At 41.0% G+C, this 15,726-nt stretch carries 13 protein-coding genes; 5 read left to right on the forward strand and 8 right to left on the reverse strand.

Annotated features, from left to right (window positions below):
* Positions 1-130: 130 nt before the first annotated feature.
* The 3 genes from E0D70_RS16495 to E0D70_RS16505 all read right to left on the reverse strand — a co-directional run bounded on the left by E0D70_RS16495 (position 131) and on the right by E0D70_RS16505 (position 4,176).
* Positions 131-1,810: an aminotransferase class V-fold PLP-dependent enzyme gene (locus E0D70_RS16495; RefSeq protein ID WP_133013372.1), complete on the reverse strand. Its 1,680-nt coding sequence runs from the start codon at positions 1,808-1,810 to the stop codon at positions 131-133.
* 127 nt (positions 1,811-1,937) lie between these two features.
* Positions 1,938-2,411, reverse strand: a complete 474-nt coding sequence (locus tag E0D70_RS16500; protein ID WP_133013373.1) for an Lrp/AsnC family transcriptional regulator — start codon at positions 2,409-2,411, stop codon at positions 1,938-1,940.
* 616 nt (positions 2,412-3,027) lie between these two features.
* A complete protein-coding gene (locus E0D70_RS16505) occupies positions 3,028-4,176 on the reverse strand; it encodes an alpha-hydroxy acid oxidase (protein ID WP_133013374.1) in 1,149 nt (382 codons plus the stop codon).
* A gap of 118 nt (positions 4,177-4,294) precedes the next feature.
* Here E0D70_RS16505 and E0D70_RS16510 point away from each other — a divergent pair, with 118 nt between their 5' ends.
* The 3 genes from E0D70_RS16510 (at position 4,295) to E0D70_RS16520 (ending at position 6,928) form a co-directional block, all read left to right on the forward strand.
* A complete protein-coding gene (locus E0D70_RS16510) occupies positions 4,295-5,200 on the forward strand; it encodes a LysR family transcriptional regulator (RefSeq protein ID WP_133013375.1) in 906 nt (301 codons plus the stop codon).
* A 190-nt stretch (positions 5,201-5,390) separates the two neighbouring features.
* Entirely contained in the window at positions 5,391-5,699 is a 309-nt protein-coding gene (locus E0D70_RS16515) for a DUF6172 family protein (RefSeq protein ID WP_133013376.1), read from the forward strand.
* Between the two features lie 308 nt (positions 5,700-6,007).
* Positions 6,008-6,928, forward strand: coding sequence for a DUF2076 domain-containing protein (locus E0D70_RS16520; RefSeq protein WP_133013377.1), 921 nt, complete (start codon positions 6,008-6,010; stop codon positions 6,926-6,928).
* Between the two features lie 81 nt (positions 6,929-7,009).
* Here the strand turns inward: E0D70_RS16520 and E0D70_RS16525 are convergent, their stop codons facing one another.
* The 3 genes from E0D70_RS16525 to E0D70_RS16535 all read right to left on the reverse strand — a co-directional run bounded on the left by E0D70_RS16525 (position 7,010) and on the right by E0D70_RS16535 (position 10,213).
* Positions 7,010-7,987 (reverse strand): NAD(P)-dependent oxidoreductase, encoded by a 978-nt coding sequence (locus E0D70_RS16525; RefSeq protein ID WP_133013378.1) that lies wholly within the window; start codon positions 7,985-7,987, stop codon positions 7,010-7,012.
* A gap of 4 nt (positions 7,988-7,991) precedes the next feature.
* On the reverse strand, positions 7,992-8,948 hold the full coding sequence (locus E0D70_RS16530; protein ID WP_133013379.1) for a sugar kinase: 957 nt from the start codon (positions 8,946-8,948) through the stop codon (positions 7,992-7,994).
* Positions 8,949-9,196: 248 nt separating this feature from the next.
* Complete coding sequence (locus tag E0D70_RS16535; RefSeq protein WP_133013380.1) at positions 9,197-10,213, reverse strand: LacI family DNA-binding transcriptional regulator; 1,017 nt, start codon at positions 10,211-10,213, stop codon at positions 9,197-9,199.
* Positions 10,214-11,024: 811 nt separating this feature from the next.
* Here E0D70_RS16535 and E0D70_RS16540 point away from each other — a divergent pair.
* Positions 11,025-12,410: an amino acid permease gene (locus tag E0D70_RS16540; RefSeq protein ID WP_133013381.1), complete on the forward strand. Its 1,386-nt coding sequence runs from the start codon at positions 11,025-11,027 to the stop codon at positions 12,408-12,410.
* A 79-nt stretch (positions 12,411-12,489) separates the two neighbouring features.
* Here the strand turns inward: E0D70_RS16540 and cpxA are convergent, their stop codons facing one another.
* Positions 12,490-13,920: an envelope stress sensor histidine kinase CpxA gene (cpxA, locus tag E0D70_RS16545; protein ID WP_240537177.1), complete on the reverse strand. Its 1,431-nt coding sequence runs from the start codon at positions 13,918-13,920 to the stop codon at positions 12,490-12,492.
* Entirely contained in the window at positions 13,917-14,621 is a 705-nt protein-coding gene (locus E0D70_RS16550; protein WP_133013382.1) for a response regulator, read from the reverse strand. Before E0D70_RS16550 ends, cpxA begins: the two co-directional genes overlap by 4 nt.
* Before the next feature lie 217 nt (positions 14,622-14,838).
* Here E0D70_RS16550 and E0D70_RS16555 point away from each other — a divergent pair, with 217 nt between their 5' ends.
* A complete protein-coding gene (locus E0D70_RS16555) occupies positions 14,839-15,357 on the forward strand; it encodes a Spy/CpxP family protein refolding chaperone (protein WP_133013383.1) in 519 nt (172 codons plus the stop codon).
* Positions 15,358-15,726: the final 369 nt, after the last annotated feature.

Genomic DNA, 15,726 nt, shown 5'->3' on the forward strand with positions numbered 1-15,726 from the left:
CAGTATTTAAAGAAATTAAAGATGAGAATTAATGAAAGGAGTTTGCTCTACGCCAATGTATTTTGTCATTGGTGCAACATAAAAAACGCTGCAGCCAATGACAAAATAAGAAAATACTATCTAATAGTCACTAGAGAATATTTTCTACCAAAACGAAATCTCGAATATCATTGTATCGCGTATTAAAGGGTTGATTTTGTTTGATATATACGTTGTTTTGACAGTTTGTCATAATATTTTGAGCCTCTTCGAAATAGGCTTTTTTAAATGTGCTTGCTTTACTAGATATATTTTTTTCTGTTGGAATAGTAGGGCAGTCAAAAAGGTTGTTGAGAGCAAGGCAAGCTGTTTCTTGACCTTGAAAACGCCATAAATCAGTAGCTTGGTCATAAGCGTAATAAGGCAGAATAGTAAGGCCATTTTTTGCTATAAAATCAATGGCATCAAGAATAAAATCCACATCAGATTGATTCAAAAAGTAGTTAAGGTTAAAGCGTACCCAGCCTGGCTTAACGAGTTTCTCTCCATGAGAAAGAGCCTCTTGAATGCGAAGCGAACGCTGATGATCAATTCCTAATAGTTTATGGCCATAAGGTCCGGCGCAAGAACAGCCGCCTCGTACTTGAATGCCAAATAAATCATTCAATAGCGCTGTCACAAAACCATGATGTAGGTAGCCGTAATCTGTGCGGATACGAAAAGCGGTAATGGATAACCTTGGCGCTGTTGCGTGACCTAATCGCTCTATGGCGGAATTTTTTGCCCAGCGTTGATTGGTCTGCTGAACCCAGATATGTTCGCGTTCTTCGATGGTTTTCCCCCCAACACTTTGCTTAACTTGGAATACCAAGCCCGCTCGAATGGATTCTGTAATGGCTGGGGTACCGCCTTCTTCTCGACGTTCGCCTATGGGTAAAAAGGTATGGTCATCCGGTGTCACAAACGACACAGTTCCACCACCGATCGTACTAGGAGTTGTATTTTGTATGATGGCACGTTTTACGATCAAAACACCTGGTGTACCTGGGCCACCAACGAGCTTATGAGTTGAAAAGAAAAGAGCGTCTTTATGCGCCTTTTTATTGTCTATAGGGTTCATATCGATGTCGATATAGGGAGCCGCCGCCGCAAAATCCCAAAAAGACAGGGCGTTATACTGGCGCAATAGAGAAGTGATGGCGTCTTGGTCGCACAATATGCCAGTCACATTGGAAGCGGCACTAAAACTGCCAATCAGTCGTTTCCCTTGGTGCTTTCTGAGATTATTTTCCAATGAATTTAAACAAACACCACCTTCTGATGATTCATCAATACGAATGACATTAGCACCTAACTCGCGCCATGGGAGTTCATTGGAATGGTGTTCATAGGGGCCAATGAATACGTAAGTGTTCGCTTTCTCGTCTTTCGTTAAAGTGCGTAAATCAAGCTGCGTGATAAGGGTGTTAATAGCACTGGTAGCGCCACTGCCACAAAAGAGAACAAGGTCTTCTTCGTCACTAGCATGAGTTGCTTGGCGAATTTGTTGTCTTGCTTGCTCACGAAATGCTGTAGTTTGTTGGCCTGTCGCATTGGCTTCCGTGTGAGTGTTTGCGTAAAAGGGCAGTACGTAATTGAGCATAGCGTCTTCAATAAACTGAAGGCTACGACCGGAAGCTGTGTAGTCTGCGTAGGTTAATGTACGTAGACCAAACGGTGTTTTTATCTGAGTATCTTTGCCAATAATACTTTCATGAATTCGGTCGATTAGAGCGTTTTTAATGCTTTCTACATTAGTCTGTGTGTAAGAGGTCTGGTCGGTACTCAGCATTCGTTTTTCCTCGGTATCGTTATTATGCCAGCGCGACGTGTGTTCACTTCTCTACTTCTACCAATGCGAAAACCTACCAATTTAAAAGTAAGTACTTACTTTATGTATGTAAGCTATCTTTTAGACATTACTTACTTGTCTGTAAGGGTAGCGGTAACTCCGTGGTGTACTTGATTTGTTCCATCGCGAAGTTTGAGGTGACATCGGTCAACGCTGTTACACTAATTAATCGTTTATAAAATCGGTCATAAGCAGGTATGTCTTTTACCAGTACTCGCATTAAATAATCGTAGTCTCCTGCCATTCGGTAAAATTCAACAATTTCAGGGAATTCAGCCACTACCTTGGCAAATTCCATTGCCCAATTGGCATCATGTTGATTGGTTTTGACTTGAACAAAAACCGATACACCCAATTCCAATTTATCTGCGTCTAATAAAGCAACATGACGCTTTATATAACCTGCTTTTTCAAGCTTTTGAATACGTCGCCAGCACGGTGTTTTAGAAAGCCCAACGTGCTTCGCTATCAGGTCTACGGAGATACTATCATCGTGTTGAATTAAGGCAAGTAGTTGCATATCTATGTTATCTAAGTGCATTTTGTTCTCTTTTATTTGTTTATATTAGAAATTTATTTCTAATGATGGCGTTTAATTTTAATGCGTGCAACTCTGTTTTAAAGATAGGTCATTTTAAGAAATGAAAAACTTAGAAAAATATTTAAAATAAATATTTTTTTAAAATCAAAGCGCTAAATAGTAACGAAAAATCTATTTTTTTAGACTGTTTGAAAGGAGGTTATGTAAGGTATTAGTAGGTGTTATTGTTTCATTTATCGGTTGTTTTTCTATATTTTAAATATTTCTATTAGGTTTCAGTTGCGTGAATCTTTGATGACATTTCTGTTTTTACGTATCTGATTTATAGAAAAAGCTTTAGTCTAGCCCTTCATTCAAGTGTATCCCTCAACCATAAAAGGAAAGATGTATGTCTAATAAAGAAGTGAAATCAATCAAAAAAGAAATCAAAGTACGTAAAGAAAAAGTGGCTAAACAAAAAAGCAAAATTGATAAACTAAAAAAATCTTTAAAGAAAAAAGCGTAATATAGCGTTATCGCTCATTGTGAAAAATGCGATGAACAAGTGGAGCCTTTAGTTCCACTTGTTCGCACTTAGTATCTGAATTTAGCTTTCGATTTGGAGCCTATTTTAAGGCTAAGATCGAAACCTTAAATTGTCTCTAGAAAGTTGGCTCACCGACGTTTTCCCCATTAATTTCATATCCCGTTCTAGTTCGGCTTTCATAAGGCCTAATGCTCTTTCCACTCCAGGTTGCCCTGCTGCCGCGAGAGGGTAAAGATACATTCTGCCAATACCAACGGCTTTAGCCCCCAGTGACAATGCCTTTAAAACATGAGTTCCGCGCTGTACGCCACTGTCGAAAATGACATCTATTTCATCACCAACTTCATCCACTATTTCAGCAAGCTGATCAAAAGAGCTTCGAGATCCATCGAGTTGGCGACCACCATGATTGGAAATGATAATTCCTGTGCAACCAATCTCTACCGCCTTACGGGCATCTTCTCGACTCATAATGCCTTTTAAGCAAAATTCGCCATCCCAAAACTTCACCATCTCAGCGACGTCATCCCAGTTCATTGATGGATCGAGCATATTGGTAAAGTAATCGCCGATGGAGGTCGCGCCAGAGCCCATGTCTATGTGTTCATCCAGTTGCGGTAAACGGAACTTTTCATGGGTGACATAATTGATGCCCCACATGGGTTTCAGCGCAAACTGCAGCATCCCTGAGAGTGTTAAACGAAAGGGAATGGAAAAACCAGTACGCAGATCTCGTTCACGATTACCACCGGTGATCGAATCTACCGTCAACATCATGACTTGTACGCCGGCAGTTTTTGCTCGCTCCATCATGGCGCGGTTTAAACCTCGGTCCTTATGGAAGTAAAACTGGTAAACCTGCGGTGTATCAACTTGCTTCGCGATTTCTTCCATACTGACGGTACCGAGGGAAGACACGCCAAACATGGTGCCGTATTTTTCAGCGGCGCCTGCTACGGCACGTTCGCCTTGATGGTGGAATAAACGTTGTAATGCAGTGGGGGAGCAGTACACCGGCATGGCCAATTTTTGGCCCATTACGGTGACGGACAAATCAATGTCTTTTACCCCAGTTAGGACGCTAGGCACCAGGTCGCAGGTTTCAAAAGCGGCGGTATTGCGTCGATAAGTCGATTCATCATCAGAGCCGCCATCAATATAATTGAAAATTGGACTTGGCAGGCGTTTTTTGGCCAGCGTTCGAAAATCCTGAAAGTTATGGCAGTCCTTGAGTCGCATTACGTTACTCCTAGAAATCAGCTAATGAGGGATAGATTGTTTAAAAACAAAGTATAGACTGAGTTTTATTTGCGATAAATACGACATAAACTAATAAACTATTTCTTAAAACGGTGTAATGAAAGTGAATGCTGCAGATTTAACGCTTTTTGTAAGTGTGGCTGATCATGGTTCTTTTAATAAAGCGGCAGAGCAAGTGGGCTTATCCACGCCTGCGTTGAGTAAAAAAATCAGTAAATTGGAAGCGTCCCTTGGCGTTCAATTAATTCGCCGTACCACACGACGACTAAGCCTGACGGAAGCAGGGGAGAGTTTGTACGTCCATGCTAAAAATATTGAAGGCCAAGTGAGTGACGCGATTGCCTCGGTTTCGACCTACAGCCAAGGTTTAACGGGGACGATAAAGATGTCAGTGCCGACGATTTCAGGTGAATTATTATTGGCTGAGGCGGTGGCGGATTTTTGTCAGCAATATCCTAATATCAGCGTGGACATACGACTAGAAAATGACTTTGTTGATTTGGTCGCAGAAGGGCTAGATCTGGCGATACGCACTGGTAAATTAGAAGATTCTAGTTTGATTGCCAAACCGCTAATCCAGTCAAACTGGGTGGTCTGCTGTTCACCAAGTTATCTGGAAAAGCATGGTGAAGCCAAGACATTAGAATCGCTGAAAAATCATAACTGCCTTGCTTATACTTACCAAGCTCACGGTTCATTTGATTGGCGTTTTACTCAAGCTGGAGAGGAAAAAAGTGTTCGAATCAATGGCAGTTTTGCGACCAATAATGCTCAAGCATTACGCAAGGCCGCCTTGGCCGGTTTTGGAATAGTGTATGTGCCTCGTTGTAGCGTCTATGAAGATTTACAACAAGGAAGCCTCGTGGCTATTTTGACTGAGTTTCAACCTAGACGGTTAGGTGTCTACGCGATTTATCCTTTTACTAAATATTTGCCAGAAAAACTCAGATTACTTATTGAGCATCTTAAGCAGGCTTATCAGGATAAAAAAGAGTACTTTTGAGATATTCACTGGGTGTACATGCGTCTTTTTGCGTAAGGCGAATCGCATGCTTAATTCTCTACGGTTTTCTGTGATGATTTCGAGTACAAGATTTGCATATTCATGGCTAGCGCTTTGATATTCCGTTATCATGCGCATCATTAGAAGGCGGCATTTAATAGCAGCCTCATTCTTAACCTGTAGGATTCCAATGAAAAAGACATTTCAGCTATCTCACCCAAAAATTGCTTACCCTCGTTTAATTGAAGCTGCCAAAGCAGACGTTAAAAAATACCTAAAACGCGAGCGTAATAAGACATTACCTGATTACGCTGATTTTTGGGGTTTTGACTGTAAGTTTGGTAAAACAGCTGAAACCGCAGATGTGATTCATGTTGCTGAAATTAATGACAAAATCAGTTTTGCAGAAAGCCAAGCTTGGGAAACATTTTATCTAGAAATCTTGGCGACACCTACTAATCGTATGAAACGCCCAGAAGGTGAAGCAGACGACGAATAAGTCGCTGTCTTTATTTTAAAGAGCCAGACTCATGCTAGTGAGTCTGGCTCTTGTGTTTCTAGCCGCTCCTTCCCCTAGCAGCTCTTGGATTCACTCTACTTACTAAGTACGTCTTTTTATTAAGTAAGCTCCCTTATTAAGCAAGTCCCGCCAGTTTATTAGACAATCCCTCGATTGCTGATTATTTTTCCTTTTTCCTGACTCTCTACTCGCTTGTTCGTTTCTCGACCGCCCTTATTCTAATAAGGAGTGAGGATTAGATGACCTCTTATAAAAATATGATGATTTATTGTTTTGGGAGTATGGCTATGAGTGATGATGCAGGACGACTAATTGACCAATTATTTGAGCGTGTAAAAGAGGCTGAAAAGCAAACGGGGGAGCGAGATCCACAGGCAGAGTCTCAAATTAATAAACACCTGGTTCAGCAGCCATCAGCCCCTTATTACATGGCACAAACGATTATCATGCAGGAAGCCGCACTGAAACGATTAAATGCAAGAGTAGAGCATTTGGAGCGAGCTCAAGCAGAAAAGCCCAGTTCCGGAGGGTTTTTATCAGGCTTGTTTGGCGGCGGAGCTCATAATAATGGGCAATCCAATGGACAGTCTAATAGACAATCTGGTTGGGGCAGTCGTGGTACTCAACAAAATAGCCAAGGCTTCTCTCAAAATCAAAGTTATGCACAAGGGCAATCTACTCAAGGTCAATCTAGTCAAGGTCAACCAAACCAAGGCTATGCCGCGAATGGTGGTAATCGCAGCTTTTTAGGTGGAGCGCTTCAAACCGCCGCAGGTGTTGCTGGCGGTGTGGTAGTCGGTAGCATGTTGATGAATATGTTTGGGCATCATACACCGACTGAAATGGTAGATGTCATTCAAGAAGACCCCACAGGGCAAGCTGGAATGGGACAAGACTATAATTCAGATGGAATGGGACAAGGTGATGCTGGACAAGGTGATTTTGCTAATAATGACTTTGATAGCGGCAGTGCAGATCAAGGCGGCTTCGGACAAGCAGGTTTCGATCAAAATAATGGCTTTGATAGCGGCAGTGCAGATCAAGGCGGCTTCGGACAAGCAGGTTTCGATCAAAATAATGGCTTTGGTCAATCAGGCTTCGATCAAGGTGGTTTCGCAGATAACAGCATGGATCAAGGCGGTTTTGACAATATGGGAGGCGGTTTTGATGACTTCGGTGGTGGGTTCGACGACGATTTTAATGTTTAATCGAATGCCATTTACGTCTTTTAATTCATATCAGAGGTCCTCTAAATGAGGGTGACTTAATAACTCGTATGTATAGAAGGATTAGCGGTTGAATAAGTGTTTGTTAGCGCAATTTTTGGATAGGTCTCCGTTTAACGCGCGAATAAGGTTATCAACCGCGCAAGCAACCATATTTAGGCGGGTTTCTGCGGTTGCAGAGCCGATGTGTGGAAATAATACTGCGTTGTCGAGTTTGCACAGAGGTGAATTGGCTGGTAATGGTTCAATGTCAAAAACGTCTAACCCTGCTGCGCGTATTGAGCCTCTAGTTAACGCGTCAATAAGCGCTGATTCGTCGATAACTTTGCCTCGTGAGCCATTAATAAAAATGGCACTTTCTTTCATGAGAGCAAATTCTTTTTCACCGATCAGGTGCTTAGTCTGGGCCGTTAATGGTGCCATTACACAGATAAAATCAGACGTTTTCAGTAAGGTTTCCATGTTCATGTAAGTCGCATTTAGGTCGTTTTCAGCGACCTCATTTTGACTGCGATTACTATAGTGTATCGGCATGTTAAAACCAAAATGGGCGCGTTTTGCAATGGCGTAACCAATGCGCCCCATGCCTATGATACCTAAGGTTTTTCCATGTACATCTGTGCCATATTGCTCTTCGCCAATGCTCTTTATCCAACGCCCTTCTCGAACCATATTTGACAGTTCAATGGCGCGTCTAGCGGTGCACATGATAAGAGTAAAGATCGTATCTGCAGTGGTTTCATTAAGAATATCAGGAGTATGCATTAATGGAATATTGCGCTTAGCAAGATAGTCTAAATCGTATTGGTCTGTACCAACAGAAATTGTGGAAGCCGCTTTGAGCCTTGGTGCTTTGTTTAATACATTAGAGCTCATCTCAACACTGCTACCAATAATGCCATCGGTTTCCGCTAGTGCAGTAAAAAAAGCGTCTCTATTTGAGTCATCTATCGAGTCAAAGTAAGTGACATCAAATATTTCATCAAGTCGTTTACGTTCTTGCAATGGAATGGCTTTGTATAAGATGACTTTTTTGCGCATTGGATTATACCTGAACTAATTCATTGAGTTGAGCGCGAGTTGGTAAGCCTTCACTATCACCGCGAACCTGCACGGCCAGAGAGCCAAATAGGTTGCCTCGGCGAGTGGCATGTTCTGTTGACTCTCCATCTAGTAATGCAGATATCACTCCCACTGCAAAACAGTCTCCCGCGCCGACCGTATCTACAACCTGCGCGACAGGGAAACCTGCAATGGTGGCGGATTCGCCGGTTGAGGTTTTGTAATAAGCACCTTGGCCACCTAGTTTTACAATCACGGTTTTTACTCCGTGGTTGAGATAAAAATCTGCGATGGTTTCAGGGTCTTCACTGCCAACGAGAATTTTACCTTCTTCTACGCCCGGTAGAACAATGTCGCTAGCAAAGGCGAGCTGATTAATCGTGCGGACCATGGTGGCGGTATCCGGCCAAAGGGAAGGGCGCAAGTTTGTATCAAAGCTGATGCTGCAACCTTGTTCTTTTGCGAACGTCAGTGCTTGTTGTACGGCTTCTCTCATGGAGCTTGAAACCGCCGCGGCAACGCCAGTTAAGTGTAGATGGTTGCCTGCACTGAAAAGCTCACGATCAATGTCCGAGGCATTTAATGTTGAGGCGGCAGAGTTACGACGAAAATACTCAACACTAGGGTCGCTACCATCAGTTTGCTTTGATTTCATCATGAAGCCGGTGGCATGCTCAGTACTTTCTGTGATGCTCTCGGTTCCAATCTGTTCTTTTGCAATAGCCTGTCGGATAAATTTACCAAGACAATCTTGGCCCACTTTACTTATGTAGGAAGAAGGGAATCCTAAACGTGCCATTCCTATTGCAACATTTACTTCTGCCCCAGCGAGCGCGCGGCTAAACTCTTCTACCTCAGAAAGAGCACCAGAATTTTTCGCAATAAATAGCGCCATGGCTTCACCCAGTGTGACAAATGATGGCGTAGGATTGTTTTGCATTATTGTCTCTCTTCTTAGATTTATAGTGACTGTATAGAGCGATTTTGGCTGTGTTTTTATATTGAGAGGGTTATCCACTAAAAGATAGCGCCTCACCGTAACAAGAATCAGTGCGAGAATGATGACCTAAAAAGCAGACTCTGTGAGTACTCTTTTTGTATGTATATTGATCACATCAAGCATAATAACAATATCATGGGATCGGTTCCATGAATAGAGTCTATTGCTTGTGAAGTACGCTTTGGGATCTAGGTTGATTGGCGAATAATAAGCTTTGCTGCCAACTGGATGTGTTGTGCAGGCTCCGTATTTCCTTGGATGCGAGACAGCAGTCTATTGCAAGCTCGTTCTCCGATTTCACGGCTAGGTTGTCGCATAACGGTAATACCACCCTCGAAAAGTTGAGCCCATTCTGGATCATCAATACTGATTAGACCAAGTTGTGGACCAATACTCAGCCCCATTTTTTGCAGTGCTTTAGCTACGCACAAGGTCGTGACTCCATTGATCGCAAAAATGGTTTTTTTGAACTCCTTGTTAGCACCCATAAAATCGCTAATGGTTTTGATAAGGTGAGGTTCGTTGTTTTTATCTATTTCTACAGACTTGCATGAGAGAGTCGAACTTTGTTGGCAAAAGGCTTCTATAGCGTCTACCCGCGCTTTACGAGGAGCCACTTCCATTGATTCTGTAATGGTAAGAATGGCTTCATACGATCTATCTTGTAAATGCTCGCAAGCGACGATCACAGCCGCTTCATTATCGAGACCAACGGAATCAACTCCTAAGGAAGTGTCAATTCTATCGACAAGAACCAGAGGGCAAGAGACTTGTTTAAGGTGATTGAGTTGCTGAGAGGCCATATCTGCAGTGTTAACAATGAGTCCATCTACTCGATGAGCTTCAAGCAATTCTAAGTAGCTTTTCTGTAACTCTTTTTCGTTATCAGTATTGCATACCATTAACATGTAGCCTTCACGTCGACAAACTTGCTCTATGCCTTGAAGAATATCAATGGAATAAGGGTTTGTGACATCCGCAAGTAATAATCCAATCAGTTTTGAGTGGCCTGCTTTTAGCATACGAGCGGAATGATTTGGGCGAAAATCCAGATGTTCTATCGCGCTGGAAATTCTCTCTCTTAATAGCTCAGATAGTTTATCTTGTTCACCGTTTAGATAGCGGGACACGCTGGTTTTTCCGACTTTAGCGTATTTAGCAACATCCGAAATAGTAGCGAAGTTTTTACTATTTTTTTTCTGCAATGTGTTATCTCGCTATGTTTCAGAATGAAGGTTTTGAATTAAATCATATCTTATTTGAATGTCACAAACAGGCAAATTATCAGGCCACTGTAAATTATTATCTTGGTGTAGCGTGTGCAGGCAGTCGCGCCTATTCGAGAGTGCCATATAACGATAAGCGTATTTTTAAAGGGAAGTTTCTTAGGAGCAGAAAAGCTGATTCCAGTAATTTAATGGAGTGCGATGTGTCTTCATTTTTTAATTCATAAATAGTGCATTATATTGACTAAATATTGACTAATTTGTGTTTTATTCAAAATAAAGCATTGTTATCGTTTTTATTGGAGACTCACAAAATACAAATAAATTTGAGGTAAGAGTGGTTCCAAAATTGACTCATAATATTATCAAAAAAAGCACTAAAATCATAAAGTTCTATTGATATAAAAAGAAATTTTATTTTTTAGTCATGCATTTTATTGTTTTTCAAATTCAAAATAATCCCTACATATGAAGTAATAAGTATATATATTTTCAGATACGAACTGACTTTAAAATCTAATCTTTTAGTCAAGAATAAGCCCAATAGCGTTAAGTTATGTAATTTAATGTGAGTGCTTTGCTTGAGGTAAGGCAAACATTGATGTAACTAGTTAATGCAATATTGTTATGGCAGAGAGCGTTTTAATCTTTCTAATATATAACGTTCGAGGCTTTTTTACCTTGAATGAGACTCATAAAATTTAAGATTATGCTCACTTGCCGTTGCATATATCAGTCTGAAAAATTCAATTATATAAAAACTTTATACAAGTAGCGGGATAATTTGACGATGAGCAATAACGCGGAAAGTGGACAATTAGGGGCAGGGCTATCGAGTAGACAGGTCTCAATGATCTCAATAGCCGGAATCATAGGTGCGGGCTTATTTGTTGGTTCTGCCAATGCGATCTCTACAACAGGGCCAGCGATTCTAATTTCTTATGCATTAACAGGTTTACTGGTTTTATTGGTAATGCGAATGTTGGGTGAAATGGCTGTATCTAATCCTGACTCAGGCTCTTTTTCAACCTACGCAGCGCGGGCAATTGGGCCGTGGGCAGGTTTTACCATTGGTTGGCTATATTGGTGGTTTTGGGTGTTAGTTATCCCTGTTGAAGCGATTGCAGGGGCCAATATACTTCATGCTTGGTTTCAAAATATTGCCTCTTGGGAATTTGCTGTTGCGATCATGATTGTTTTGACAATTTCCAATTTATGGCATGTAAAGAGCTTTGGTGAGTTTGAATTCTGGTTTGCTCTGATTAAAGTTATTGGCATTATTGCTTTTATAGTTGTGGGAGGCTTAGCTGTTTTTGGTTTTTGGCCGCTTGCTCATGTGAGTGGCGTTGCTAGTTTATATTCTCATGGTGGCTTTATGCCGAAAGGCTTTGGGGCTGTATTGGCAGGTGTGTTAGTGACTATTTTCTCTTTCTTTGGGGCTGAAATTGTAACAATTGCCGCCGCTGAATCAGAAAATCCAAAAGCGAAAATTCGTCTAGCAACGAAACTTGTTCTCTATCGTATTGCTTTGTTTTACCTGCTTTCTATCTTTATTGTTGTGTCCTTAGTGGCTTGGAACGATCCAGCGCTTAAACAAGGTTCTTTTCAGTATGTATTGATGTCACTAAATGTACCCCATGCAAAGTTATTGGTGGACATTGTTGTGCTAACTGCCGTGTGTAGCTGTATGAACTCTGGCTTGTATACCGCTTCTCGTATGTTCTATTCGCTTGCTCGTCGAGGCGATGCTCCTGCGGTTGCAAAAAAACTATCCTCAAATGGTGTTCCTCATTTAGCGGTTCTAGCGTCAACAATTGCAGGTTTTATTGGTTGTTTTGCCAGTTACGTATTTCCAGGAGAGGTATTTAGCTTCCTACTTTCTACAACAGGGGCAATCGCTCTTGTTGTTTACCTTGTGATTGCGGTTTCACAATTAAGAATGCGCACAGCAATGGAAAAAGAAGGTAATTCGCCTGACTTTAAAATGTGGCTTTTCCCTGGCTTAACTTGGGCTGCAATAGCCGTGATTTTGATGGTGCTGGGTTATATGTGTATTTCCCCAGACTATCGCCCTGAAACCTTTGCCACCATCGGTGTGACAGGCGTAATGTTGATCTGTAGCTTTTTTGTGATTAAAAAACGCTCAGGAAATATAGGTGATCTAGTAACGGAATAGTTATTAAACTTCTAAAAGTAGATTAGAGGCGTTCAATGAGATAATTGCTGGCCTCTAGTCTACTGTCATTTGATGGTCATCAGTTTAATGGCAGATGAATTTCTATTAGCAGTCCTCCAAGAGAGCTTCGAGCGGCTTTAATACTTCCGTTATGTTGGCGTACTGCACTTTCAGTGATGGATAGCCCTAGCCCTGTTCCACCACTATGGCGATCTCTGGCTGTCGAAACTCGATAAAATGGTCTGAAAATAGCACTTAGTTCTTCTTCTGGAACCCCATCACCGTCGTCCTCTACTCGAATCACTAATTGCTCAGCAATGACTCTCATAGACACCTGTATTTTGTCTTTTCCATAGTAGATCGCATTACGAACAATATTTTCTAAGGCGCTTACCAGAAGTTGAGGGTGGCCGTTAATATTACGCTCAGGGATTGCCGTGAAGGTTAAGTGTTTGCCCATTTGTTCTGCTTCAAATTGAGTGTCTTCTAATAGCGCTTCCCAAATGCTTTGTAGCGGCTGATTTTGCCGATTTAAATGACTATCTACTTGCATATGAGAAAGCTCAAGTAGTTTGCTAATCATTTGTTCAAGGCGTTGGGCTTCCGTATCAATCCGTGTTAATTCTTGGCTTTCTCCTTGTTTTCTTATTGCTAGCGCTTGCGCCATTCTAAGGCGAGTGAGTGGGGATCTAAGCTCATGAGAAATATCTGACAGTAGGCGTTGCTGGCGGGATATCATCTGATTAATTGCTTCCACCATTTGGTTAAAGCTAGCACCGGCCTGACGAAACTCAGAAGAGCCCTTCTCCAACTTAGGGTCTATTTTAAACTCGCCCCTTGCTACGCTTTGAGCGGCTCTTTCTAATAGACGGGCGGGTTGGCTTAGTGCCCAAGAAAGCCAGAGTAAAAATGGTGTACTGACTAACATTACGACTAATAAAAGTTGGAATGGATGATCAAATAAATTGATTAAAAAACTGGGTGGACGGTTCCATTTTTCACCAATATAAAATTGATAATTAGAACCCGCTAAGACGATTGGTATTGGTCCTGAAACCATAAAACGTCCGTAAAGTCTTTGCCTTGGAATAGTTGGATCTTCAAGCGAGGTAATGAAGTTTCGCAAGGTTCGATAAATGAAATTTGGGGCTTTATATCGAGTGAGAACATTCCCTTCATTATTAACGATAAAAAACATTGGTTGACCATTGATTTTGAAATTTTTCTCATCATTTTTTATTTGTTTTTGTGCTTCTTTAGACTCGTTCTGATTGTATTTGGATACCATGGTTTGAGTGATTTTCGAAATATTATGTTCGAGGGAAAAACGATTTTCGATATGATTCCTAATGTTTAAAAATTCTTTGTATTTATTGTTAGGAATATCTTTCACTTTACGTGGATCAAGGTGTGGTAAAGCCAGAACCGCAAGTAACACTAGAAACATAGTGAACCAAAAAATAGCAAAAATACGACCGTATAAGCTGGTAATTTTAGGCAAACGTATCATTCTTCCTCCACTAATAGGTAGCCACGACCACGAAGGGTTTTAATCCGAGGCTTATTGTTGGCCCTCTCTGGTAGTTTTTTTCGAAGATTAGACACGTGCATATCAATGGCTCGATCAAAAGCCGCAAGACGCTTGCCAAGGACATCCAAACTCAAGGTATCTTTGGTAATCACTTGCCCTGGGTGAAGTAAAAAATGATGTAAAAGAGCGAACTCTGTACTGGTCAGATCCAATAGTTGATCATTGCAATAGGCTTCAATTTTACCAGGGTAAAGTTTAATATTTTGGTAGGTAATATAGTCGTTGCGTTTATTGTTGTTACTTTCTTTGTTGTCTTTTGTGTTTTGAGCACGGCGTAAGATGGCTCGAATCCTAGCGAGCAGTTCGCGTTCACTAAATGGCTTAGGTAAGTAATCATCAGCACCTAATTCAAGGCCGATAACGCGATCTATTTCTTCTCCTTTTGCTGTAAGCATAAGCACTGGCACTTCCCACGTTTCACGAAGTCGTTTTAGTGTTTCAATGCCATTTAATTTTGGCATCATCACATCTAATAGGATTAAGTCGATACTGCTGTCCATTGCATTTAGCCCTGCTTCGCCATCTTGAGCGGTTGAAACAGTAAAGTTTTCCAGTGTTAAGACTTCTTTGAGTAGGTCTGTGAGCTCAGTATCGTCATCGATTAAGAGAATGTGTGCCATGGAATATTCCTAACAAAAGAGTTCTAAAAAAATACATGCCTAAAGATAAGCAAGAACAGGCTTCATTTTACTGAGAAATGTCAGTAGTCGTCCTGACTTTACGATAATTTACCTTCGATATACGTCAGTTTACTTTCTACGTTCTATTCTAGTCTCACTCGCTATTTAGGAAGCACCCGATGTAGCGAACATCTAAATTATTAATAAGGAATATACTATGAAAATGGCAAAAAAAATTATCTTAGCTACGATTATGTTTCCAATTGCTTTAGGTACTGCGAGTGCATTTGCAGCGAGTAATGGAGATAAGAACAATCAAAAAGGTGATCATAAAAATCCTCGTATGGAGCAATGCGCTCCAGGACTAAATTTGACGCCTCGCATTATTAAGCGCCTAGACTTAACCGATGCACAGAAACAGAAAATTAAAGCGCTTCGTCAAGCTAATGGCGCAGAGATGAAAGTCAAAATGGCGAAACATGATAAGCAAATGAATGAATTATTACTTGCCGACAAATTCGATAAATCCAAAGCGACAGCAATGGTGAAAGAAGAACAAAATAATCGAGTCGAACGCCAAGTAAACAGATTAGAAAAGCAATTCCAAACGCTGAATATTTTAACGCCAGAGCAAAAAGCGAAATTTGCTGACATTGAGAAAAAACAACACCAAAAGTGTGGCGATAAAATGAATCACGGTAAAGGCAAAAAACCTATGGGAAAAGGTGATAAATAAGTAATTTTTTTACTCATTTTTACTTATAAATAATGATATTGAAAAGGCGACCATTGGGTCGCTTTTTTGCTTTCAGCTTTACTCTTTTAACATAAAAGCTAGCTTAACTTTTAGTGATGTCGGTAGCGTTTCAAGTACCTGAATTGATTGACAGTGATTGAAAGCTGCATAGGCTTTCAATTCTGGCAGTAAGGCATGAAGAAAAACCTCAAAATTCTGATAATAACCTGTTTCTAATACGAGTTTATCCTGAATTCAAGTCCGAAGTGCGACACTTTTCATTTCAAGCAACCAAGCATAATTCCTTGAAAATCATAGCTGGTTGCTTGAACCCTAGACACTTTCTTGGGCGATTGTTTATTCGTCCCA

The organism is Marinomonas flavescens (genome assembly GCF_004352835.1).
GTDB classification, from domain to species: Bacteria; Pseudomonadota; Gammaproteobacteria; order Pseudomonadales; family Marinomonadaceae; genus Marinomonas; species Marinomonas flavescens.

Bases quoted from the DNA above. Each gene is read 5' to 3' on its own strand.
- E0D70_RS16495 (WP_133013372.1), bottom strand. From the start codon at position 1,810: ATGCTGAGTACCGACCAGACCTCTTACACACAGACTAATGTAGAAAGC.
- E0D70_RS16500 (WP_133013373.1), bottom strand. From the start codon at position 2,411: ATGCACTTAGATAACATAGATATGCAACTACTTGCCTTAATTCAACAC.
- E0D70_RS16505 (WP_133013374.1), bottom strand. From the start codon at position 4,176: ATGCGACTCAAGGACTGCCATAACTTTCAGGATTTTCGAACGCTGGCC.
- E0D70_RS16510 (WP_133013375.1), top strand. From the start codon at position 4,295: ATGAAAGTGAATGCTGCAGATTTAACGCTTTTTGTAAGTGTGGCTGAT.
- E0D70_RS16515 (WP_133013376.1), top strand. From the start codon at position 5,391: ATGAAAAAGACATTTCAGCTATCTCACCCAAAAATTGCTTACCCTCGT.
- E0D70_RS16520 (WP_133013377.1), top strand. From the start codon at position 6,008: ATGAGTGATGATGCAGGACGACTAATTGACCAATTATTTGAGCGTGTA.
- E0D70_RS16525 (WP_133013378.1), bottom strand. From the start codon at position 7,987: ATGCGCAAAAAAGTCATCTTATACAAAGCCATTCCATTGCAAGAACGT.
- E0D70_RS16530 (WP_133013379.1), bottom strand. From the start codon at position 8,948: ATGCAAAACAATCCTACGCCATCATTTGTCACACTGGGTGAAGCCATG.
- E0D70_RS16540 (WP_133013381.1), top strand. From the start codon at position 11,025: ATGAGCAATAACGCGGAAAGTGGACAATTAGGGGCAGGGCTATCGAGT.
- cpxA (WP_240537177.1), bottom strand. From the start codon at position 13,920: ATGATACGTTTGCCTAAAATTACCAGCTTATACGGTCGTATTTTTGCT.
- E0D70_RS16550 (WP_133013382.1), bottom strand. From the start codon at position 14,621: ATGGCACACATTCTCTTAATCGATGACGATACTGAGCTCACAGACCTA.
- E0D70_RS16555 (WP_133013383.1), top strand. From the start codon at position 14,839: ATGAAAATGGCAAAAAAAATTATCTTAGCTACGATTATGTTTCCAATT.